General features: G+C 29.4%; 22 protein-coding genes, 1 riboswitch and 1 other annotated feature. Of the genes, 11 read left to right on the forward strand and 11 right to left on the reverse strand.

The genetic code is table 11. The features are described from left to right. Positions 1–14 precede the first annotated feature (14 nt). On the reverse strand, positions 15–758 hold the full coding sequence (locus tag BD821_RS11060; RefSeq protein WP_104410522.1) for an HAD-IB family hydrolase: 744 nt from the start codon (positions 756–758) through the stop codon (positions 15–17). Positions 759–1,010: 252 nt separating this feature from the next. Between BD821_RS11060 and BD821_RS11065 the strand changes: the two genes are divergently transcribed. The 3 genes from BD821_RS11065 to BD821_RS11075 are packed head-to-tail and all read left to right on the forward strand — an operon-like array spanning position 1,011 to position 3,210. Continuing rightward, a complete protein-coding gene (locus BD821_RS11065) occupies positions 1,011–1,238 on the forward strand; it encodes a FeoA family protein (RefSeq protein ID WP_029452895.1) in 228 nt (75 codons plus the stop codon). An 18-nt stretch (positions 1,239–1,256) separates the two neighbouring features. Next, entirely contained in the window at positions 1,257–3,026 is a 1,770-nt protein-coding gene (gene feoB, locus BD821_RS11070; RefSeq protein WP_104410523.1) for a ferrous iron transport protein B, read from the forward strand. Between the two features lie 13 nt (positions 3,027–3,039). Further along, positions 3,040–3,210, forward strand: a complete 171-nt coding sequence (locus BD821_RS11075) for a FeoB-associated Cys-rich membrane protein (protein WP_169994143.1) — start codon at positions 3,040–3,042, stop codon at positions 3,208–3,210. A 111-nt stretch (positions 3,211–3,321) separates the two neighbouring features. Here the strand turns inward: BD821_RS11075 and BD821_RS11080 are convergent, their stop codons facing one another. The 4 genes from BD821_RS11080 to BD821_RS11095 form a co-directional block, all read right to left on the reverse strand. Next, the gene (locus tag BD821_RS11080) at positions 3,322–3,720 is read right to left on the reverse strand and encodes a superoxide dismutase family protein (RefSeq protein ID WP_242971494.1); all 399 of its coding nucleotides are present in this window, start codon (positions 3,718–3,720) and stop codon (positions 3,322–3,324) included. Between the two features lie 284 nt (positions 3,721–4,004). Further along, entirely contained in the window at positions 4,005–5,699 is a 1,695-nt protein-coding gene (argS, locus tag BD821_RS11085) for an arginine--tRNA ligase (RefSeq protein ID WP_104410525.1), read from the reverse strand. A 165-nt stretch (positions 5,700–5,864) separates the two neighbouring features. Continuing rightward, positions 5,865–6,073, reverse strand: a binding site (T-box leader). A gap of 75 nt (positions 6,074–6,148) precedes the next feature. Continuing rightward, complete coding sequence (locus BD821_RS11090; protein WP_029452891.1) at positions 6,149–6,661, reverse strand: DUF2179 domain-containing protein; 513 nt, start codon at positions 6,659–6,661, stop codon at positions 6,149–6,151. Between the two features lie 29 nt (positions 6,662–6,690). Further along, complete coding sequence (locus BD821_RS11095; RefSeq protein WP_104410527.1) at positions 6,691–7,992, reverse strand: L-cysteine desulfidase family protein; 1,302 nt, start codon at positions 7,990–7,992, stop codon at positions 6,691–6,693. Positions 7,993–8,215: 223 nt separating this feature from the next. On the opposite strand from BD821_RS11095, the gene BD821_RS11100 reads away from it, so the two are divergent. From BD821_RS11100 to BD821_RS11115, 4 genes are all read left to right on the forward strand, one after another. Further along, positions 8,216–9,724: a Ppx/GppA phosphatase family protein gene (locus BD821_RS11100; protein WP_169994146.1), complete on the forward strand. Its 1,509-nt coding sequence runs from the start codon at positions 8,216–8,218 to the stop codon at positions 9,722–9,724. 125 nt (positions 9,725–9,849) lie between these two features. Continuing rightward, positions 9,850–10,164, forward strand: a complete 315-nt coding sequence (locus BD821_RS11105) for a PadR family transcriptional regulator (protein ID WP_104410529.1) — start codon at positions 9,850–9,852, stop codon at positions 10,162–10,164. Beyond that, on the forward strand, positions 10,164–10,865 hold the full coding sequence (locus BD821_RS11110) for a DUF1700 domain-containing protein (RefSeq protein ID WP_104410530.1): 702 nt from the start codon (positions 10,164–10,166) through the stop codon (positions 10,863–10,865). Before BD821_RS11105 ends, BD821_RS11110 begins: the two co-directional genes overlap by 1 nt. 18 nt (positions 10,866–10,883) lie before the next feature. Then, complete coding sequence (locus BD821_RS11115) at positions 10,884–11,969, forward strand: DUF4097 family beta strand repeat-containing protein (protein WP_104410531.1); 1,086 nt, start codon at positions 10,884–10,886, stop codon at positions 11,967–11,969. A gap of 132 nt (positions 11,970–12,101) precedes the next feature. Here the strand turns inward: BD821_RS11115 and BD821_RS11120 are convergent, their stop codons facing one another. Continuing rightward, on the reverse strand, positions 12,102–12,539 hold the full coding sequence (locus tag BD821_RS11120; protein ID WP_104410532.1) for a hypothetical protein: 438 nt from the start codon (positions 12,537–12,539) through the stop codon (positions 12,102–12,104). Positions 12,540–12,747: 208 nt separating this feature from the next. Between BD821_RS11120 and BD821_RS11125 the strand changes: the two genes are divergently transcribed. Both BD821_RS11125 and BD821_RS11130 read left to right on the forward strand, forming a co-directional pair. Further along, on the forward strand, positions 12,748–13,134 hold the full coding sequence (locus BD821_RS11125; protein ID WP_185158720.1) for a DUF2721 domain-containing protein: 387 nt from the start codon (positions 12,748–12,750) through the stop codon (positions 13,132–13,134). Positions 13,135–13,201: 67 nt separating this feature from the next. Continuing rightward, the gene (locus BD821_RS11130; RefSeq protein ID WP_104410533.1) at positions 13,202–13,600 is read left to right on the forward strand and encodes a (deoxy)nucleoside triphosphate pyrophosphohydrolase; all 399 of its coding nucleotides are present in this window, start codon (positions 13,202–13,204) and stop codon (positions 13,598–13,600) included. A gap of 128 nt (positions 13,601–13,728) precedes the next feature. Here BD821_RS11130 and BD821_RS11135 read toward each other — a convergent pair whose 3' ends face one another. Then, on the reverse strand, positions 13,729–14,487 hold the full coding sequence (locus BD821_RS11135) for a MerR family transcriptional regulator (protein WP_104410534.1): 759 nt from the start codon (positions 14,485–14,487) through the stop codon (positions 13,729–13,731). A gap of 127 nt (positions 14,488–14,614) precedes the next feature. Next, positions 14,615–18,022, reverse strand: a complete 3,408-nt coding sequence (locus BD821_RS11140) for a prenyltransferase/squalene oxidase repeat-containing protein (protein ID WP_104410535.1) — start codon at positions 18,020–18,022, stop codon at positions 14,615–14,617. 331 nt (positions 18,023–18,353) lie between these two features. Next, positions 18,354–18,550, reverse strand: a riboswitch (cobalamin riboswitch). A 445-nt stretch (positions 18,551–18,995) separates the two neighbouring features. On the opposite strand from BD821_RS11140, the gene BD821_RS11145 reads away from it, so the two are divergent. Next, the gene (locus tag BD821_RS11145; protein WP_104410536.1) at positions 18,996–19,541 is read left to right on the forward strand and encodes a 2'-5' RNA ligase family protein; all 546 of its coding nucleotides are present in this window, start codon (positions 18,996–18,998) and stop codon (positions 19,539–19,541) included. Positions 19,542–19,580: 39 nt separating this feature from the next. Here the strand turns inward: BD821_RS11145 and BD821_RS11150 are convergent, their stop codons facing one another. Continuing rightward, complete coding sequence (locus BD821_RS11150) at positions 19,581–19,853, reverse strand: MazG-like family protein (RefSeq protein ID WP_226104294.1); 273 nt, start codon at positions 19,851–19,853, stop codon at positions 19,581–19,583. A 629-nt stretch (positions 19,854–20,482) separates the two neighbouring features. Between BD821_RS11150 and BD821_RS11155 the strand changes: the two genes are divergently transcribed. Next, positions 20,483–20,842 carry an arsenate reductase family protein gene (locus BD821_RS11155; protein ID WP_104410538.1) on the forward strand — a complete coding sequence of 120 codons (360 nt, stop codon included), beginning with the start codon at positions 20,483–20,485 and terminating at the stop codon, positions 20,840–20,842. 424 nt (positions 20,843–21,266) lie between these two features. Here the strand turns inward: BD821_RS11155 and BD821_RS11160 are convergent, their stop codons facing one another. Together BD821_RS11160 and BD821_RS11165 are read right to left on the reverse strand one after the other, a co-directional pair. Beyond that, positions 21,267–22,076: a GNAT family N-acetyltransferase gene (locus BD821_RS11160; RefSeq protein WP_104410539.1), complete on the reverse strand. Its 810-nt coding sequence runs from the start codon at positions 22,074–22,076 to the stop codon at positions 21,267–21,269. Positions 22,077–22,183: 107 nt separating this feature from the next. After that, entirely contained in the window at positions 22,184–22,702 is a 519-nt protein-coding gene (locus BD821_RS11165; protein WP_169994150.1) for a GNAT family N-acetyltransferase, read from the reverse strand. Between the last annotated feature and the right edge of the window lie 124 nt (positions 22,703–22,826).

The following is a 22,826-nucleotide window of genomic DNA, read 5'->3' on the forward strand; positions in this document are numbered from 1 at the left end:
TTTACCCACTCTTTCTACAAGATCTGTAAACAATCTGGATTTATACTGTAAACAACATCTTTTCTTTCTACTATTATTTTTATCTTATCTCTTACTTCTTTGTGTTCTAAGACCTTTTTTGTTAACTCTCGAGTTGGGTTTATACAAATAGGATGACCTACTGATTTAAACATAGAAAAATCTCCTGCAGTATCCCCATAGGCATAACTATTATCTAAATCTATGAAATACTTGTCCTTAAAATGCAAAATTGCCTTTCTCTTGCTATTGCTATCCCACATTGGAACTACTTCACCAGTATATTCTAGATTATCGTCCATAAGATAATCTGCTCCTTTATAGTCATCAAATCCGTATTTTAAAGCCATTTCTCTAACTAATTCTTTAGGGCTACCAGATATTATTATTATTTTATGCCCCTGAGCTTTATGCCAAACTATCCGATCTCTTGTGTAGGTATATACTCTATCACCTTTTTGGTTTACAACCTTTTTAGCAATAAATTCAACCTGAGATTTATGAAGGCCTTTAACTGCTTCTATATATATATCTGCCATCTTTAAAAGATAATTATCATAATTACCTTGCCTTTTATCCCATTTTTGGTATTCAGGTCTCACTTCATTATACCACTTTTCAGGTTCTATTATTTCATATTTAACTAATTTTTTAAAAAGCTCTCCTATAAGACCTTCCCTATATAATGTACCATCAATATCAAAAAATGCTGCAATATTGGTACCTTTGTCTGAAATCATCATTTTCACCTACCTTTCTTAATAATTAATTATTTACTTTTACATTTATATTTGCCTCTTTTTTATTTTATCATAAGAAACTTATATTTATAGTATAATATCATGAAATTAATATAGGTTCAACTTTAACTGACATCATTATTAATAGATAGTTATTTTTTTATCAGCACTTATAATAGTATTGACTTGTTAATAACAAGATGGTATTATAAGAACATGGTATTGATAATGATTTTCAACGGGGGTGTTTTAATGTGTATTTGTGATTTAAAAATAGGTGAAATTGGTACTGTAATGTCTATCTGTGGTGACGATAAGCTAACTAAGAGGTTACTTGCATTAGGTTGTGTTGAAGGTACAGAGGTTTTTGTAAAACGCTTTGCTCCACTTGGTGACCCTATTGTAATAAACTTTAGAGGCTTCGATATGGCCATTAGAAAAACAGATGCTAAAAATATATATATAAATAATTTAATATAGTTTTTAAGGAGGACAAGTATGATAACAGCAGCTTTGTTAGGTAACCCAAATGTAGGTAAAACTACACTATTTAATGCATTAACAGGTTCTAACCAATATGTAGGAAATTGGCCCGGAGTTACTGTAGAAAAAAAAGAAGGTTTCGCTTACAAAAATTTAAAGATTGTTGATTTACCGGGAATTTATGCTATGGATACCTATTCTAATGAAGAAAAAGTTTCTAAAAGTTTTTTAGAAAACGGTAATGTAGATGTAATAATAAATATTGTAGATGCTTCAAATTTAAATAGAAATTTATATCTTACAACGCAACTAAAACAATTCAATAAACCAATAATTTTAATTTTAAATATGATGGATGTAGCTGAGTCTAAGGGTAAAACTATAGATATTAAATCTCTTTCTAAAGCTCTAAATGTTACTGTAATACCTATGATTGCAAGTAAGAGAAAAGGTATAAAATCTATACTAGAAACTATCGAAAAAAAGGAATATGTAATGCCTTCTGCTGATAATGATTATTATTTTCCCAGTGAAAAATCCACATACAAATATATAGAAAATGTTTTATCTACATGTGTATCTAAGGCTTCTTCTAAAAATAATATAAGCACTTCAGATAAAATTGATAAAGTAATATTAAATCCATTTTTAGCTTATTTAATATTTATAGGCATTATGTTTTTAATTTTTAAGGTTACCTTTAATTGGATTGGACAACCTTTATCGGACATGTTAGATAATTTTGTTTCAAATAGCTTTTCACCTTTTATAGAAGGTTTATTAGAAAGCTCTAGCCCTTGGTTTTCTTCCCTTATAGTTGAAGGAATTATAGCAGGTGTTGGATCTGTAATAGTTTTTATACCTATAATCCTTACATTATTTTTCTGCATATCCATATTAGAAGATAGTGGATACATGGCTCGTGTCGCTTTTATAATGGATAAACTAATGAGAAAAATGGGACTATCCGGTAAAGCCTTTATTCCTTTTGTTATAGGATTTGGTTGCTCTGTACCCGCTATAATGTCAGCTAGAACCTTAGAAAGTGAAAAAGATAGAAAGCTTACAGCTCTTTTAGTTCCACTTATGTCTTGTAATGCAAGGCTACCCGTTTATGCTGTATTTGCTTCAGCCTTTTTTCCTAAAAATGCTGATATACTAGTTTTATCCCTTTATTTATTAGGTATTGTTATGGCCTTTCTTTTAGGTATATTATTTAAAAATACTATATTTAAAAAGGATGAAGAACCTTTCATAATTGAATTACCTGAATACAAATTACCTGAAGCAAAAAATTTATTAAGACATACCTGGGATAAAGGTAAAGGATTTGCAAAAAAAGCTGGTACTATAATATTTGCAATGTCCGTAGTAATTTGGGTATTATCTAAATTTAGCTTTGGTGGATATACTGAAACCATATCTGAAAGCCTTTTAGCTAGCATAGGTAGTGTTATAGCACCTTTGTTAAGGCCTTTAGGCTTTGGAAACTGGGAGGCTGCTGTATCGCTATTAACAGGCTTTGTTGCTAAGGAGTCTGTAGTATCAACTATGGGAGTTATATATGGGGATCAACTTTCAGCAATATTACCCCTTCACTTTACATCTATTGCAGCAATATCTTTCTTAGTATTTGTATTGTTATATACTCCTTGCGTAGCTGTTATAGCCACTTTAAAGAAAGAATATGGTCATAAGATGGCTATCTTCTCAATAACCTATCAGCTTGCATTAGCTTGGATAATGTCTTTCATAGTATTCAACATTGGGAATTTAATATTTTAAAGAGGTGTGTTTTATGATAGAATTAATAGTAACAGCAGTAATAATATCATTCACTGCATATATAATATATAAAAATTTAAAAAATGCTAAAAAAGGCAAAGGCTCTTGTAGCAATTGCCCTTCCTCATCTTCTTGTTCAGGGTGTAGCATAAATAAGATAGAAATTAAAAATAACAAAAAGTAAATATTAAAATATTTTTAATCTACGCAAAGTACCTTAAGCTTAATTAATAAAATGTCCTATAATCTTCTATAAAGAGTCTAAAAGATTATAGGACATTTTTTATCTTTCTATTTATCCTATTATTTCACCACAAGCAAGCTTTCTTCCAGAGTTTCCTGAAGGTTCTGTTCTATAATCATCAGGGTTTTCATGTATTATTATAGATTTTCCTATTATATCTTTAACCTTAAACTTATCCGTAAAAAAGCACATATTAGCAATTCCATGATTAGAAAACAGCACCGGAAAATCTCCCGCATGATTTCCATGAGGCTGGTTATAAGGATTCCAATGACCTCCTACAGATTTGAATGGGTCATTTTTATCGCCTACCTCACAATTTCCAAATTCATGTATATGAAAACCATGTGGACCTATTGGGCTTTTGTTCCCTTCTGCTTTCTTATATTCAGGAAGTCCAGTAACTTTTACGCATACATTAGTTCCATAAGGTACATCCGTAAAATGCATGTATCCCTTTATGTTTGGAGCAAATGGTCCCCCCTTTATAATTGCTGTAGCCGTAGAACTCTTAATATTTCTATAGTCAGAATTAAAATTAGTATATATATTATAATTTGTACAAGGCAAATATCCATAATAATTATAAAGGTCATATATATATTGATTATTTATCATGTTAAAATCCCTTCATTAATACTTTATAAGCTATATTATGACAAACATCAAATATTTGTGAAACCAGAAAAAGACTTAGTTATTATAATAACTAAGTCTACTTTCTATGTTTATTATTACATCTTTTCTACAGTTTCTACCCCTAATAGCTTAAGTCCACTATTTATTACTATACAAGTAGCCTCAACTATATTAAGTCTAGCATTTTTTAAATCTTCATCCTCTATATTTAGTATTGAATTAGAATTATAGAACTTATTAAAGCTCTTCGCTACCTCTATAACATATCTAGTAACTATTGAAGGTTCAAGTTTATCTATAGCTAAAATTATAGCTTCATTAAATCCTTCTAAAGTCTTTACAAGTTCAAACTCTTCTTTAGTTTTAAGCTTTGAATAGTCCACATTATTACTTCTTATGCCTTCTGCTTTTCTTAGTATGCTTTTTCCTCTTGCATAAGTGTATTGAACGTAAGGACCTGTTTCACCTTCAAAGCTTAACATATCATTCCAATCAAAAACTATATCTTTTTCTCTGTTGTTTTTAAGATATGCAAATATTACAGCTCCTATTCCAAGCTTTTTAGCTACCTCTTCCTTATCTTCAAGATTTGGATTCTTTTCATTTATTATCTCTAAAGTCTTCTTTTTTGTCTCATTTAATAAATCCTCTAGTAATACTACATCACCTTTTCTCGTAGATAGCTTTTTGTCTGCAAATTTAACCATACCAAATCCTACATGCTCACAATCATTTGCCCATTCATGTCCCATAAGCTTTAATGTAGTAAATATTTGTTTAAAGTGAAGCTTCTGAGGGCTACCCACTACATATATATTTTTATAAAAATCATAAGTCTTTTTCCTATACATTGCTGCTGCAAGATCTCTTGTTGCATATATAGTAGCTCCATCTGCCTTTTTAATCATACATGGTGGCATATTATATTCATCTAACATAACAACCTTAGCTCCATTGCTTTCAACAAGTAGTCCCTTACCTTCTAATTCTTCTACAACTGAATCCATTTTATCTCCATAAAAGCTTTCACCTGCATAAGAATCAAATTTAACTCCTAACATATCATATACCTTTTCAAATTCTTTTAAACTAAGGTCTCTAAACCTTTTCCAAAGTTCTTGCTCCTCTTTTGATCCATCCTCTAATCTTTTAAAGTGCATTCTAGCTTCATCATCTAATGAAGGATCAATTTTTGCTTCCTCATGGAACTTTACATATATTCTTAAAAGTTCATCTATAGGATTTTTAAGAAGAGCCTCTTCATCTACCCACTTTTTATAAGCTACTATAAGCTTTCCAAATTGAGTACCCCAATCTCCTAGATGATTTATTCCTATGGCATTATATCCTTGTGATGCTAAAATCTTATATAATGAGTTTCCTATAGCTGTAGTGAATAGATGTCCTACGTGAAAAGGCTTTGCTATATTGGGAGATGAATATTCTACTATAACATTTTTACCTTTTCCAATGTCTGAAGATCCATAGTCTTCCTTTTCCTTTAATATCTTATCTAAAGTTTCTTTCATAAAACTTTCTTTTTCTACAAAAAAGTTTAAATAAGGTCCTAAATTTTCAATCCTTTCAAAATCTTCTTTTTCTATTTTATCTTTTAGTTCCATAGCTATAGCTAAAGGTGCTTTCCTTAGAGCCTTAGCTAATTGGAAACAAGGAAAAGCATAGTCCCCCATATCAGCTTTAGGTGGTATTTCTATAAGTCTTTCTAGCTCCTCGACTTTCATATCTACATGCTTTGAAATTCTTTCTGCTATGATCTTTTTATAATCCATTTTTATTTTCCTCCCTAACCACTTAATTATTTTTAAAAATAATTAGTTAAATTGCCTTTTAAAATGTTGATTTTCAACATAACTTAATATATTTATCTTTGTTATACTATTAAATCCTAAAATATAGAATTAAGTATAAAATAAAATCCGTCTCTTATTAAAATAATAAGAGACGGATTCCTCCGCGGTACCACTCCTGTTGATTACTTAAATTAAATAATCCCCTCAAAAACTTAACGCATTTAGCGGCCGCCTTTTATTTTAGACAGCTTCTCTGAGTTTCTCTTCTTTTTATATATCTTATAAGGCTTCCACCACATCCTTAATCGCTGTAAGAAATTCTATAAAAGTACTTCTCTCTTCTTTGAATTTTCATATTAAATTACATTACATTATACACCTGTAACCCTATATTGGTCAATATCAAACAATCTTTAAATTAAAACTATTTACTTTTTAATACCATACCCTCCATAAACAGTTTTAGTATCTGCAATAGATATAACTGCCTTTGTGTTGGTATCCTCAATTAATTTTATAACTTCTTTTTTTCTCTTTCGTTTTACATGTACAACTATCATCTTTTTCTTTTCATTTATACCTTCAGCCTCTACTAATGTAACTCCTAAATTATCTTTTCTAAGTTTTTCTGCTATTATAATAGCATCATTAGCTGAAGCCACTATGCTGATAGTTAAAAGTCCTATTGCTAACTTTTCCTCTAAAAATGACCCCACATAGTTTCCAACAGAGAATCCAAGAGCATAAACTACCATTTTAATAGGATCCTCACTTATTCCAACAAGAACAGTACTAACTAAATAAAGCCATATTATAACTTCAAAAAAACCAATGATAGATCCAACTACCTTCTCGCCTCTAGTTATAAGTACGGTTCTTAATGTCATAAGTGATACTTCAACTATTTTTGCCAAAAATATCAATACATATAGTACCATAATATAATCATATACCTCCTACTACTTTAAAATTATTTACACACCATCATATCTAAAATAACTTTATCTGTATCCACCATACCAGCTGTGGCTAGATTTCCTAAATTTTTTATAGTTTGTTCTACACATTCATGTATTATACCATCTTTACAGGATACTTCAATACCATTTGTAGCAAGCACTGCAGATTGAATAGCTGAACTCACTGATGTAGAAATTTTCAGTGCACAACCTTGCTTTGCCCCATCACATATCATTCCCGAAAGTCCAGCTACCATGTTTTTAACTGCATGGGAAATTGATTCATAGTCTCCACCTAAAAGATAGGTTATGCCACAGCTTGACCCTACTGCTGCCGCCACTCCACACCCACATAAAGCAGATAATCTTCCAAGATAACTTTTTATATGAATTGTAACTAAATTACTTATAGCAAGGGCTCTACAAAGTTCTTCTTCGCTACTCCCTAACTTTTCAAACACAGCTACTACTGGTAGGGTACACGTAAGTCCTTGATTTCCACTACCTGCAGTGGTCATAACTGGTAGTGCACACCCATCCATTCTAGCATCCACGGCTGCTGCTGTTATAGCAATAGCATGAGATTCAATGCTATCTGCAAAAATCCCCTTTCCTATGCTTTCATGAAATGTCTTTCCAACCTTTAATCCATATTCATGTTCAATTCCTTCTTTAGCAACTCTTCTATTCATTTTAGCACCATCTAAAAGAAACTTTATATCTTCAAAGTCTACATTAGTTGCAAAGTTATGTATATCCTTTATGCTGATTTCTATCTTATCATTGAATTTTGTAATTTCTTCATTTACTCCATCTTCAACTTTATTTTCTTCTTTTTCTTCACTTTCATAAAGAACCTCACCATTTAATGATATGTAAACTATATTAGTATGTTCATCTTTTATAATAACTTTAGATTCATCTTGTCCTTTTTTGCATATAACCTCTATGTAAAGCTTACTTTTAGTATCTTTTAGTTTTATCTTCAAATTATTATCTTTTAAAAACTTTACTGCTTCATCTATATGTTTGTCTTCTATATCCTTTAGAACTTCAAGCTTTGCTTCTGGATTTCCACCAATAACCCCAAGGGCCGCCGCTATATCAAGTCCTGTCATTTTTGTCTTTGGTATTCCAACTCCCATACCATTTTTAAGGATATTCCCACTTACTAAAACCTCTACCTTATCTGGCATAAATCCTAATACATTTTTCGCCTTAGCACTAGCATAAGCTACCGCTATAGGCTCTGTACATCCTAATGCAGGTGCGAGTTCTCTTTTAAGAAGCTCTATATATTTTATAAAATTCATAAGTATTCCCCCTAATTTAATTGGATAGTGTTAACACTAACATATCCTATGTAAATGTTTACTACCATTATAATAACAAATGCACTAGTTATATTCAATTTATATTATAGATTAATGTAGAATTTATTTATTTTTTATAATAACATTGAAAAAAACTGTATTATAAAATAATATAGTATATACTTATATTTGATTGAAATTCATTAAAAGGAGTATGTGTATTATGGAGAAACTGGGCATCATTGATATAGGCTCTAACTCAGTAAGATTGGTCCTGGCTCAAATAAACGAGAGTGGTTCTTTTCATATTATAGATGAGATAAAAGAAACCATAAGGCTTGGTGAAGATATTGAAATAAATCAAGTTCTCTCTGAAGATAAAATTATCAAAACTATTAAAACTTTAGACACATTTAAAGCTATTTGTAAATCCTTAAATACTTCAAATATTATAGTAATTGCTACAGAAGCTGTAAGGCAATCAAAAAACGGGGATTATTTTATTAATAAGGTAAAAAAGGATATTAACTTAGATATTAGGGTCTTAACTGGTATAGAAGAAGCTAATTATGATTGTATGGCTATAATTAACAGTATGGACACTGATAATTCATTAATGATAGATATTGGTGGCTCTAGTACAGAAATTGCTTGGATAAAAGAAGGTTATTTAAAAGAAAGCATAAGTCTACCTTTTGGAACTGTAAATCTTACTAAAAGATTTAATTTAGAAGATATGGTTAGATCTGAAGATGATCAAGCCTTTAAGGGCTTTGTTATAGAAGAATTAAACAAAATTCCTTGGATTTTGGGCACAAAATTCGATAACATTATTGGTATCGGTGGTGCTATAAGAAATATGGGAAAAATAGATAGAGCCATTAAAAAATATCCATTAGATACAGCTCATAATTATAAAATGGATTCTAAAGATATAAACCATATTTATAACTTAGCTAAAAGCAAGAATTTAAAGCAAAGATTAAAAATAAATGGGTTATCTGCTGATAGAGCAGATATATTTGTAGCTGCAGTATCTTCACTAAATGTTATTATTAATTTACTTCACATAGACGAAGTAATTGTAAGTGGTAAAGGTCTTAGAGAAGGAGTTTTAGATGAATACATTAAGATTAACTATAATCCAAAAGAGGACATGCTGGAATCATCTATAGATGGGATTCTAGAAAGTCATTATGTAAATAAAGTCCATGCTTATAATGTTTATAATTTAACACTTAAGCTATTTGATGATTTAAAAGATCTTCATAAATTAAATGACGATTTTATAGATATCCTAAAGACTGGATCCCTTCTTCATGACTGCGGTATAAGTGTAAGATATTATAATCATCATAAACATTCTTTTTATATAATAGTTAATTCTCAGCTAAGAGGCCTTACACATAGAGAATTAGTACTAAGCGCATATATGGCAGCCTATCATAGAAATAATGACTATGAAATAAACTTATGTCACTTTAGTAGCATAATAAATAGATTAGATTTGTCCAATATTAGAAAGATTGGAATCCTTTTAAGAATATCTGAAGGTTTAGATAAAACTATGCTAGGTTCCGTAACTAATATAACTACAATTATTGATGATAAATCTGTAACCTTAAAATTAAATGCATCTAGAGACATAGACTTAGAAGTAAGTGAAGCTTTAAGATGTAAAAATAAATTTTATGAGATTTATGAAAAAGAGTTAATTATAATTCAAGAATGACCTTTAAGGGAAGTCTAATTAAACTTCCCTTATTATATTTTAATCTACAACTTATAATTTGGTACCTTGCAATGTATACTACCATATGTTATATTATAGTAAAATTATAAATTAGAGGTGATTAAATGAATGTCCAACTAAAGAAGGGTGTTTTAGAGCTCTGCGTTCTGTCTGTACTTTCAGAAAAAGATTGTTATGGATATGAATTAGTAAATGAAATATCTAAAAATATTAAAATTTCAGATGGAACTATCTACCCTATCTTAAGAAGGTTAACCCAGGAAGGCTATTTTACCACATACCTTCAAGAATCGCAGGAAGGCCCCCCAAGAAAATATTATAAGTTAACTGATTTAGGGCATGAAACCAAACACAAATTAACCTCAGAATGGTTTGACTTTGTTAAAGCCGTAAGTTCCATAGTAAAGGAGGACAAGTAATGAGCCAAGATGAATTCCTAAAAATATTAGAAAAAAGTCTTCAAGGATTCTCTACAGATGAAAAAAGAGAAATTCTTTATGACTATGAAGAGCACTTTTGCTTAGGTAAAGAAAATGGCAAAACTAACAATGAGATAATTAAAGAGCTTGGAAATCCCTTAGATATAGCAAAACATTATAAGAGTAACAGAGTTGCATCAATTAATGAAAATCAAAACAATAACTATCGTGAAAATTATAATAACCAAAATTCAAATAATAATTATACTGAAAATAGTAATACACAAAGATCAAAAAAGTCTAATCCTATGAATGATGATAGTTTTAGCTACTCATACACGCCAAACAAACTTCCTAAGATTCTAATATTTTTACTTTTAACTCCTTTTGTAATCTTGCCTTCAATAGGTATTATACTAGGTTTATATGGTAGCATATTAGGCTTATTTGCAACATCTTTAGCCGTTGTAATTTCAGGGGTTGCACTCTCTTTAGGTGGTATATTTGGTACTACTATACTTGAACTTCAGATAATATCTTTCCCTAATATATCCATGATTCCAATGCCTGCACTGTTATTTGGCGGAATTGGTACCATAGCTCTAGGAGCACTATTTTTCATAGGAACCCTATGTTTAATTAAACTTTTAAATCGTGGAACATCAAAATTCTTTTCCTTAATATTAAGTTTACTAAAATAATAGAAGGGAGGCTAATCAATGTTTAAAAATAGTAAATTAGTTAGAAAGATCACCCTATACCTTTTATGCACTGTTCTTATTTGTTTCTGGATTACTAAAATGATTCTTAATTCCTCTGGATTTGAGCCTAATACTCTGTTTAATGGTTTTGACTCAAACTTCAATATCGGTGATCATTGGAATGGATTTAACTATAAATACAATTATGATGTAAATGAAGAAAAGTCTATAGAACCCTCTAATATAAATAGCATAAAAATAGATATGGTTAGTGCAGATATCAAAGTGTTAATATCTGAGGATGACAATATAAAAGCCACATTAAAAGGTTATGTAAAATCAAGTGAAGAAGCGTCAAATCCTAAATTAGATATGACAAGTAAAGAAGGTACCCTATATATAACATCACAAAATAACGCGTTTAAAGGTTTTTCTTCCTACTCAATGGATTTAGAACTAGAGATATTTATACCTAAAAGCTATGTTAATGATTTATATATAAAATCAACCTCTTCTGATATTTCTATAAATCCCTTAAACTTAAATAATCTAAATATAATTACAACCTCTGGATTTATTGAAGCAGAAGAAATTACAGTTAAAAGCTTTAATTTTAGTTCTACTTCAGGAGATTTAAATATTAATAAATTAAACAGTACACAAAATGAAATTCAAACTTCTTCTGGTAATATTGAGGTTCAATCTATGGAAGGTAACTCATCTATAAGTTCTACTTCCGGTGATTTAAATATTGATAGATTAAGCAGTAACCAAAATCAAATTCGAACTACTTCTGGGAATATTGAGATTCAATCTATAGAAGGGAACTTATCCCTAAACTCTACTTCAGGAGATTCTTATTTAAAGTATAACAAAATGCCAAATGGAAACATTGACATAAGCTCTATATCCGGTAATTTAGAAGTACTTACCCCAAGTAATGCGGAATTCTTCATTAACGCTTCCAGCACTTCTGGTAATATAACATTAAATAAACCTATACTAGCAGAAGTAAAAAAAGAGCATCAGGTAAAAGGGGTTGTAGGTTCTGATAATTGTAAAATAAATATAAAGACTACCTCAGGAGATGTAACCATCAAATAATAAAGTAGCCTCAAATATACAGATTTGAGGCTACTTCTCATATAAAGATGTTATAATCTAAGTATCACTTAGAAAGATTGGAGGTGAATTCATTGGAAAATAAATTAACTAAGTATGTGATATCTAGATTGATTATTCTAAATCCTCTACACTACTTTTAAAAATCATCTTAGGAAATTTCTTTTCTTTAATTTGAATTACTGACTTTTCATAAAGTTCTTGTATTACATTTTTCTTTTGTACAAATACATAGTCATCAAAAAGTATAACTGGATCTTCAATATCCATATAATTCATTATAATACCTTCTATAAATTCAATTTCAAAATCTGAGACTAATTGCTTTTCGCTAAAGCTTAGTAGTGCTAATTGATATATCAATTCTTCTCTATTATCTTTAATTTTCTCATACTCCTCTATGTCAATAGTCAAATCCAGATTTTCCACTATATTCAGTATAAATTGATAATTCACTTCAGATTTTAATTCTACATTATCTTCTATGTATAGTAACCCCTTTTTCTGTAGGCTTTTCATTGCTCTTATAATGCTCCTCAAATTTTCATCCATTATATCCACCTCCCTTACCAATATATTCTACTTAGGCGCCTATAATTATAATATCATGTTACGTAAAATAAAACTTGATATTTTATATTTATAGAGAATTTTAGATATTAAGTATCCTAAATATATTCACTTTAATATATAATAATGGTATTCTATTAATAAGTGCTATTATATATTTACTATATAACATAAGATTGGAGAATTAATAATGAAAATAGAATTAACTACACCTGCAGTGCTCTTTACATCCATTTCACTTCTTATCTCTGCCTATACAAGTAGATTTCTATCCTTAGCTCAATTAGTTAGGCAGTTAGATAATCAGTACAAGCAAGATAAAAATGAAGATATTTTAAAACAAATAAGAAATCTACAGCTTAGAATAAGTATAATAAGATACACTCAAATAATGGGAGGAGTCAGCTTCTTTCTTTGTGCATTATCCACATTTCTTATATTTAAAGATAAGAACTTTGCAGGAGAAGTTGCCTTTGGAGCGAGTCTTATTGCACTCATGATATCCCTTTTACTATTAATAATAGAGGTTCAAATATCTGTTAAGGCACTAAATGTACAGCTAGAAAAATATAAGTAGTATATGAAAGTTCATAGCATTTTCAAAAATATTTATTTCATGCTAAACTTATATAGAGGTGTTGATTATGAAAAGATTAGTAAAAGTTATTGGTGCTATTGTGGAAAATGAAAATAATGAAATACTCTGTGCTCTTCGTTCTCCCAAAATGTCTCTACCAAACCTTTGGGAATTTCCCGGTGGAAAAATAGAAAAAAATGAAACTTTTAAACAAGCTATAGAAAGAGAAATTAAAGAAGAATTATCTTGCACAATTGAATTTATAGGTGTTTTTCATGCTAATACTCACGAATACCCTGAAATTATAGTAAATTTAGTTACAGCTAAATGTAAATTAACTGCTGATACACCAAAAGCAAGTGAACATTCAAAATTAATATGGTTACATAGAGAAAATTTACTTTCCCTAAATTGGGCCGCAGCAGATATTCCCGCTGTAAAAAAGCTTGTATCAGAAAAGGTATAGCAAATTATTGCTATACCTAAAATCCAGTTCTTTAACATAACTTAAATCATATCTTCAGCATCTGTTATACCAATTTAATATATAATCCTATAGATTATCACATTTACCTTCTTACTTCACACTCTTATTTATTTTGCATACTTAACAATAATATCTCTTAATGTTGTAACAGCTTTTGATCCACACCTATCATTATAGTAGTTTCTAAACCTTCCATCTTCAACGTACATTTCAGCTAATCCAACATGAGCCTCTCCTGAATAACTTGACCAAGAAAAACTTAACCATTCTTTGTGTTTTTCATAAACATTCTTTGCATCTTTTGAATCTAAATCCTTTGCTTTTATAACTTCAGCTAAAGATTTAAACATCTCACTTTCAATAGTTTCCATGCTTTTAAAATTTTCCTCGCTCATATTCATAAACCTTTTATTAAATTCTTTAATGGTTTCTTCACCATACTTTTCTCTAATTTCTTCACCATATTTAGTTTCGTTTTCTTCTAGTTTCTCTTTTTTTAATCCTTCAAACTTTTGTTTATTTGTCATTTCAATCTCTCCTTTATTATAATCTAATGTCTTTTCCACTGTAAGAATTAATTGTTCTAACTGATTTTTTCTAGAAATTAGTTTATTATGATGTTCAATTAAAGATTCATGAATATCAAAATCCGGTTTAGAAATAATACTTTGTATATCTTCTAATTTCATTTCCATTGATCTATAAAGTAAAATTTGTTGTAGTAAATCTACTTCTTTTTCTCCATAGATTCTATACCCAGAAGAATTAATCCTACAAGGCTTTAATAATCCTATTTCATCATAATACCTAAGCGTTCTTGAACTTATTCCTGCTAATTCAGCTAGCCTTTTAATTGTATATTCCACATCATTACCTCCTTACAATTTTATAATAAAGGATTACGCTACGTTAATGTCAATATAAAAAATACATACTAATAAAACTTATTTCATCAGTATGTATTTTATTTCCAGCACCTCAGAGGTGCTTACATTAAATTACAGATTGTTTGTTTTGCTTTTTTAGAACTATTATTCCAGAAATAATAAGAAGCATTGATATTGCTATTAAGGCTTCGAATCCTATCACACTACCAGTTTTAACAAGTTCCTTTTTATTAGTTTTAGATTGGGATTCTATATCCTTATCCTTATTTAATTTATCTTCATTTGTATTTGTAATTGTACTATCTGCATCTTTTATTTCTTCCTTTGCATCACTATCACCTTTAAGATCTGTATCTTCGGTCTTTTCCACAACTGCCTCTTCTTCATTTCCTATAAGGGTTATAGACTCATAAACAGATTTATTGTTGTATATGTCTATTAAAGCTAAGGCTGCTTGTTCAGTACTCATCTTAGAATCTGTTCCCCACTTACTCTTAAATTCAAAATGATCTCCAGTTTTAAATGTTAAAAGGGCATCTAAAAGTGTATTACCATTTTTAACCCACTTGTTTGAAAATATATTTTCTTTATTAGCTATAAGAGCTTGTATTACTGCTGATAATGTATATGGATTTTCATTTCCATAAGATTCAAAACCAGCACTCTCTAATTGTTTACTATTTATATACTCTATAGAAGACTTTATTATTTCTTCTACGCCTTTTATATCCTTATGCTTTGATAAGGCTGTAATAACCATAGCTGTAGTATCTACGTCTCCATAAGATCCATCTTTTGACTTAGACAATAAATAATTTACAGCCTTTTCTTTATCATAATCTGCTTTTGACATGTCTAGTGCAATTATTGCAAAGGCTTGAAGGGTTGGCCAGTCTTCATCGCCATCTAAAATAACAAAAGCCCCATTTTTATTTTGTGAATCCTTAAGCATCTTAACATAATTCTTGCCCTCATAGTTTTTTGGATTTTCTCCTATTGCAATAATAGAAATTATATTATTTATAGCATCACCAATATTGTCTACTTCAAAAACTTCTATCTTGTTTTTCAAATTTATGTCCTTTGATATACTTCTTAGTGCTAATGCTTGTCTAAAACTATAAACATCTGTGTTTTCATAATATTTAGCAAGATCTATTAGGATATCTTCTAATTTCACTTCTAATCCCTTGCCTACATCTATACTAGATAGAAAATAATCACTACAATGTTCTATTTCAAATAGTATATTACCATCCTTTACTTTATGTGGTCCGCTAATCTTTTCTATATTCCCAGTGTTTTTATCATAATAATATAGATAAACTGGTTTCACACTATCATACTTCATTGTTATCTTTGCTTTAGCTGGTAATATTCCATTATCTTTAAAGGATAATATTTTAGCATCATTAAAGTTCTTTAAAATAGATTCTTTGTTTTCACTCTCTTTATTTAAATCTATATTTATAGATTTAACATTCTCCTTATTTATATATTTTGTTTCAAATTCCCATGTTATATCTTTATTTATAAATGTTAAAATTTTATTTTTCCCTAAAGCTTTTTCAAAAATCTCCGAAGAAATTTTATTATCCTTGTCCATTTTTATAGTAATATTTTTTATGAAGGGATCTTTAATACCTTCACTTATCTTATCTTCATCATAGTTTATCTCTAAAACCTGTTCTTCTACTGGAAGAGATACCACATAAGTATTTGGCACCACTTCTATATAATTATCTCTTTTACCAATTGTTATATTATATATAGCATTTGGTGCTTTAAAATTCACTTTTCCATTATCATCAGTTTTAAAGTTTCCTATACCTTCTATATTAATATCAGTATTTTTTAAAGCTGTTTTATCTATTGCCTTTAGCAGTGTTATTTCATGATTATCATCTAAAGATTTTAAAGACACATTTGGTATATCTGTATATAATTTAAATTCTCCATCATACTCAAAATGAGTCATATAGAATACTATCTCATCATAATTAAATTTACCTTCCGCATCTTTTATATCAGTAAATGCACCTGGTCCTACTTCGGGTTGTTGAATTTCCAAACCCTTTTTTACATAATAGCTCCATCCGAAATTTTTACTTTGATTTTCTCCAAGTATTCCATTTACAAAATAACTTTCGCCCCTTCCAGCCCCATTAACATTTCCTTTTCCTACAGCTTTCATTAAAATTTCAAGAACACTACTTTGAGAAACCCCAGACTCTACAATATCATTAAATAAAGTTTTTTCATTACCTTCAACTCTTACCCTTACCTTTTCATAAGGAGGCATATCCACTATGAAATTTACTTCTTTTTCTGATTTAACACCCTTTAGGTCTGCTACAACCTTTATCGTATATTTTCCAGCTTTATTTATAACCCCTCCTAAGAAGGGTTCTCCATTTAATGTAGCCTTCCATGTTCCTTCATCTGTAGATATATCTACATTTACAGCCTCTGTATATACCTTCCCTTCTTCTATTCCCTTAATGGATATAACTGCTGACTTCTCCACTTGACCCATAGAAGTATTTTTTATTCCAAATATAGATTCTCCATAATAAAGATCCACTAATGCAGCAAATCCATGATAGGTTGCTGTCATTTCATAAGCTCCTCCTTCTGACTTAGAAAATCCACCATATTTATTATTGCTGTTCCTTGGCTTAGATTTTAATTTTAGAAGTGCCTCTAGCATACTTTTGTCTTTAATCCACTCTTTAGAAAGAGGATTTATATTGTTAGCAACTAACCCTTGAATAACTATACCTAAAGTTCTTGCTTCATTATCCGATTCAAAGCTACCATCAGATTTTTGAAAGGAATGTATTTTTGAAATAATTGTACTTATTGTATCATTAACACCCTCAACTTCAGGATGAGATGCTAAAGCTATAAGTGCCATTCCTTTAACTTCTATGTCATTATAAACTGAACTTACAATTTTTTCGTTAAGTACTAACTTTGTTAAAGCAGTTATTGCTAATTCTTTATTATAATCAACCTTTGCAACTTCAAGGGCTATTATAGAATAGGCTAAATTTATTGGTGAATTACGGTCTGTTATATTACCTACTATAAATTGTCCTTCAAATTCATCTCCTGCTGGTCTTTGAGATTGAACCAACTTCTTTATATAATCAGTACCCTTATACTCCCTAGGATTTTTATTTCCACCTATTAATGATAATATATTTTGAGAGTATATTATAGAACTTGTCCCAGTTTTAAAGTATGCATTATCTAATAATTCTTGAGATGCCCCAGCTTTATTTAATGCTAATGGCGCAATAGCTTGCATATTTTCATTAACATACATCTTCTTAAAGTCTTCAATTTCAGTTTTTATTATTTCTTTATCTTCCTTATTTATTTGAATTTGCTTTGATGTTGACGATTGTTTCCCTCCATCAAAGGCTTTAGCAGGTACATAGGATATGAGATTTAAAAGTAGCGAAAAAGTTAAAATAATGCTCAAAAATTGAAACTTATTCTTTTTCATATTAACATCCTTTCTTTATTAACATTTAAGTTTAGTAAACATTATATATATATCTTAAATCTCCTCTCTATAAAATAATTTTTATATATAGAATAACTATTATATAAATCAATACTATAAAATTGTGATTTAAAATAAAAAATACCTATCCACTTAACCTTTGCCTGTGAATAGGTGCATTAAAATCATTTTTATAATAATAAAAACCTTAGCTTTGAAAGGCTAAGGTTTAACTAATACATATAAAAAAGCTTTATTTAAATTTACTTGTAATATAAATTTAAATAAACATCTTAATATCCTGTGTTAAACCCTTAATCGGAAGGCACCTATTACACTTTCAACTAGTTAGATATCCTGACTTATGGTTCATAGCATCCTTCCGCCTTCCCAGAAAAATAAATTCCAGTGACTTCATATCAATATGGAAGTAGCTCCCCAAATACAGTGGCCGTACCGCCCAGGATTTTAACCTGGTTCCCTTTTAACTTATATTAACTCTATAAGTTTCTAGTTGATTTAATACTATTTAATTTTATCCGATGGCTACCATCCGTAACACCCCTATCCTCTTCAAGGTTGGGGATGACGGCTGCTACGCCCCTGGATAAGTTCTTCTAGCCTTTGATGGAGAGATGTATTCCTTATAAGCAAACTCCACCTGAGTCTAAGAATCACTTGATATACCTATACTAATATATTTAATAGTTTATTCAAAGTTTGTTAACTTCTATAGGAGTAATTTATATCCTTCTTATACAAGTTAACTTCCATTTACTCTATATATGTTAATAATTAAAAATTCTGAAGTTTTCGCATTAAAAGGAAAGAACTTTATGATTAAAAGTCATACTCGGTATATCTATACACTGGTAACTGATTTTAAAGAGATGCAACCAATATTTATATGTTTTAATACAACTTATGGTATAATAAGCATACAGAAAATATAAATAAAAAGGGGGGGATTAAGATGAATTGTAATATCAAAAAAAGAACCATAATTATATTTCCACAACTTGAGAATATTAATATTATAAATGAAATAAGAGAAAAATATGACCCACTTGCAAATCACGTTAGACCACATATTACTTTAGTGTTTACTTTTGAAAGTAGTCTTACATCAATTGAAATTAAGGAACATTTAAAGAAAGTACTTGATGGAACAAGACGCTTTAGATTGACTTTACAGGAAATAATAAAAATTGATAACCCTTTAGGGCTCTATCTATTTTTAGACATAAAGCAAGGTAATGAACAGATAAAGGAGCTGAGTAAAAAATTATATACAGGAATCTTACAAAGCTATAAACCTAATTGGTTAAACGAAAAAACATTTATGCCTCATCTAACAATAGGTAGTTTTACTTCAAAAGAAGATTTAAATATAGCATTTAAAAATACTGAACTTATTAAAGAAAATTTCACCACAGTGATAGATAAAATTTCTGTTGAAATTATTGATGAAAATGAAGATTCTATTATTGAGGTTGAAGTAGATTTAAGTAATGAGTAAATTAAAATCTTAATAGTATGTTTTATTCATATATATTTCTCATTTCAAATCTGAATACTTCTTGTTAGAACCCATGAATTTCTCTACACTATACTTTTTATTATTCTTTTCCATTTTTCTTTCAAGAGCACCTGATAAATCTATATTATACAATTGTGCAAATCTAAGCAAAAAGAAAAATATATCTGCCGTTTCATCTTCTACGTCTTCTCTTTTTTTAGGATTATCTAAAATCTCTTTCATTTCTTTTTCATTTTTAAATCTAAATAGCGATAGTAATTCATTTGCTTCCGTAGATATTCCGATTGTCAAATCTTTTGGATTATGAAATTGCTCCCAATCTCTATCATTGCAAAACTTCTTAACAGTATTCTTAAGGTTCAGCCATATAGTTCTTGTTCCATATCTTGATATTTATTTTAACATTCCTGTGCGGAATTCTCCCATACTCTTAGGTGGGAGATGGATAGCACTTGCCGACAGGCAACAAATAAACTATAATATAACCAACATATTGTTCTTACAAAACTGAATATATAAGGTTGAGTAGAGAAAAAGGTTCTACTCGTAAAATATTCAACCATGCATTATTATACCACAAGAGCGAAAACCAAGCCTTGACGGTGGCATATCAAGACAATTGATAATCGCTTGATGCGGTGGGTTCTCGCCAAGAACGGAAATTGGTAAAACTAACAGTATAATAAAAGATATATTGTTAGAGAGGTCGGAACGACCTTGATAGCTTGGGTAAACTTGCTACATTAGTAGTATTGACCAAGAAGCTCCCACCTCTTAGGTGGAGAGTAGTTCACATTATAAACTAAGTATAATCAAGATTAACCTTCATTTAGAGTATTTAATGAAATATTAGTGTATTCAAAGTAATAAATGAGAGAGTATATAAGTATACTAGTTTGAATATGAAAGGACGCGATGAGATGAGTACATTATTTATTCAATATCCAAAGTGCACAACTTGTATTAAAGCGAAGAAGTTTCTTCTAGAGAACAATATAGAGTTTGAGGATAGACATATAGTTGAAAACAATCCTACTGTAGATGAACTTACTGACTGGTTTAAAAAAAGTGATCTAGAAATCAAGAAGTTTTTTAATACTTCAGGCAAACTTTATAAAGAAATGAGTCTTAAGGATAAGATAAAAGAGATGTCTAATGAAGAGTGTCTAAATTTACTGTCTACTAATGGAATGCTTGTAAAAAGACCATTACTTATAACTGGAGATAAAATACTAATAGGCTTCAAGGAAGATGCTTACAAAGAGTTCTTTAATCTATAGGTAAATAGTAAAAATTATAGAGGATATAAAACTTATATCCTCTATAATAAAATAAATTTTCACGGTTTATACTTTCTCTTAATACCGTTCAACTATACTTCTATATGCTTCTCTAGTGACTACTCAATGTTTCTTTTTATTGATATAATATCTGCTAAAAATACATCTATTAAAAGTTGACCATTCATCTGATGCAATTGTTTTACAACCTTTGCACCAAATTTATGATAAAAACTATTCGATTGTGCATAATGATGATGATATATAACTATTTTTTCTATATCATTTTTAATATAATAATTTAAAATATATTTAGGTAGCTTAAGAGAAATACTTCTGTTTCTATGTTCAGTATATACCCAAAGCCCATTTCACTATATCCTTTTGAAGTATAAACATTACAATGCCGTCTTCAAGTTTACCTTTAATCTAGTTTCTTCTCAAGTCCCATAAATGCTAAAGAATCTAATGTACATTCTCCATCACCTGAAATCCCTATTATGGTATTAAAACCACACTTACTCCAAAATCTTAACCCTTGCCAATTTTTTAAACTAACACCTAAACTTATTTTATTTAACTTAATCTTTTGAGTTTCATTACAAATATACTCTACTACTTCTTGTCCAAATCCTTTTCTTTGGAAGCTACAATTAATATACATATATCCAATCCACAAGGTTTTTTCTTCTGGATATCCATGATACATATCTATAAATCCAATTAGTTCTGATGTTTCTTTAAGATATATGGATTTAATTTTATAATATTTTTTATTAGCATTAGTTATTGGAGGTAAGTCACCATCAGCTAAGCACTTATAAATATGGTCAGCTTCAAAACTATCTCCAATTATATCTTTTAAATATTTTCCTGATTCGTATAATCTCTGTAAGCTTTCACATTCATCTTTAACTGAATCTTTTATAATGAGCCTTGAAGTTTCCCCAAACTCTTCCATTAAAGTTGGACCAACTTTCCAATACTTACTTCCATCATTGGTTCTATTTAAAAAGCCATTATCAAACAATTCTCTTCTTAAAAAACATCCATCAGCAAACGTAAAGCTTGCTGCTAGAATTTCTGTAACTTCTTTTTCAGAATACATAACTCCAACTTGAAATTTTGAAGATATATATTCTAATACCATAAGCCGATACTTTACCTTTGAGGGCCAAGCCTTTATTTTATAATCTTTATCAATATAATTTTTGATCTTATTCTCTACACTCATAAATAAAACTCCTTTAATAAATCTTTCTATGTTTGTAAATCTTTATTGCATATTTAATGAGTTTGTTTATAATTTTTAATTGGTAAAATGTTAAAACTGTGAATTAATTATAACCTTATCCAATATCTTAAAACCTCTTTACTAGTTTCCTTAGATATTATGATATTCTCTAAATTCCCCCCATTGTGTTCAATAATTTTCTTTGAACCAATATTATCAAAATCACATGTTATTAACACTTTTTCCATTCCAAAGCCCTTTGCTTTATCTAATGCCAATTTCAATAGGATTTTCCCATATCCTTTACCTCTATAACTTGGTGATATATCATATCCAATATGACCACCTTCCAGATGGTTTTTTTCAGCAAGTCTATGCCGTAACCTAATTGTTCCTATAATATTATTATTGTCATTTATAAGCCACCATTCTGTTGAAGGAACATATCCTTCTGGTAAACACACCCCATTGGACATATCATGGTGGTCCTTAATATATGCTTCAAAATCAAAATTTCCATTGAAGTAGTCACTATTAAAAGTATTTTCTTTATGATTATTATAATCCTTAATCATATCTATAAATTTTTCTTTTAGCCAAATGTCTGGTTCAATCAAATTAACCACACCCATCACTCCTATATATGTTTAATTTTTATGCAATCTTCTTCTATGACGTAATAATTTACAATTGTGAAACAACTAATGTGGTAAATCATAACACCATTTACCACATATGGTAGCCATCGGA

Origin of the sequence: Clostridium algidicarnis DSM 15099, assembly GCF_002934235.1 — a bacterium.
GTDB lineage: Bacteria > Bacillota > Clostridia > Clostridiales > Clostridiaceae > Clostridium_L > Clostridium_L algidicarnis.

Bases quoted from the DNA above. Each gene is read 5' to 3' on its own strand.
- feoB (WP_104410523.1), top strand. From the start codon at position 1,257: ATGATAACAGCAGCTTTGTTAGGTAACCCAAATGTAGGTAAAACTACA.
- argS (WP_104410525.1), bottom strand. From the start codon at position 5,699: ATGGATTATAAAAAGATCATAGCAGAAAGAATTTCAAAGCATGTAGAT.
- BD821_RS11110 (WP_104410530.1), top strand. From the start codon at position 10,164: ATGAGCCAAGATGAATTCCTAAAAATATTAGAAAAAAGTCTTCAAGGA.
- BD821_RS11080 (WP_242971494.1), bottom strand. From the start codon at position 3,720: ATGCATTTTACGGATGTACCTTATGGAACTAATGTATGCGTAAAAGTT.
- BD821_RS11060 (WP_104410522.1), bottom strand. From the start codon at position 758: ATGATTTCAGACAAAGGTACCAATATTGCAGCATTTTTTGATATTGAT.
- BD821_RS11115 (WP_104410531.1), top strand. From the start codon at position 10,884: ATGTTTAAAAATAGTAAATTAGTTAGAAAGATCACCCTATACCTTTTA.
- BD821_RS11105 (WP_104410529.1), top strand. From the start codon at position 9,850: ATGAATGTCCAACTAAAGAAGGGTGTTTTAGAGCTCTGCGTTCTGTCT.
- BD821_RS11155 (WP_104410538.1), top strand. From the start codon at position 20,483: ATGAGTACATTATTTATTCAATATCCAAAGTGCACAACTTGTATTAAA.
- BD821_RS11095 (WP_104410527.1), bottom strand. From the start codon at position 7,992: ATGAATTTTATAAAATATATAGAGCTTCTTAAAAGAGAACTCGCACCT.
- BD821_RS11125 (WP_185158720.1), top strand. From the start codon at position 12,748: ATGAAAATAGAATTAACTACACCTGCAGTGCTCTTTACATCCATTTCA.
- BD821_RS11145 (WP_104410536.1), top strand. From the start codon at position 18,996: ATGAATTGTAATATCAAAAAAAGAACCATAATTATATTTCCACAACTT.
- BD821_RS11130 (WP_104410533.1), top strand. From the start codon at position 13,202: ATGAAAAGATTAGTAAAAGTTATTGGTGCTATTGTGGAAAATGAAAAT.
- BD821_RS11140 (WP_104410535.1), bottom strand. From the start codon at position 18,022: ATGAAAAAGAATAAGTTTCAATTTTTGAGCATTATTTTAACTTTTTCG.
- BD821_RS11120 (WP_104410532.1), bottom strand. From the start codon at position 12,539: ATGGATGAAAATTTGAGGAGCATTATAAGAGCAATGAAAAGCCTACAG.
- BD821_RS11065 (WP_029452895.1), top strand. From the start codon at position 1,011: ATGTGTATTTGTGATTTAAAAATAGGTGAAATTGGTACTGTAATGTCT.
- BD821_RS11100 (WP_169994146.1), top strand. From the start codon at position 8,216: ATGGAGAAACTGGGCATCATTGATATAGGCTCTAACTCAGTAAGATTG.
- BD821_RS11160 (WP_104410539.1), bottom strand. From the start codon at position 22,076: ATGAGTGTAGAGAATAAGATCAAAAATTATATTGATAAAGATTATAAA.
- BD821_RS11075 (WP_169994143.1), top strand. From the start codon at position 3,040: ATGATAGAATTAATAGTAACAGCAGTAATAATATCATTCACTGCATAT.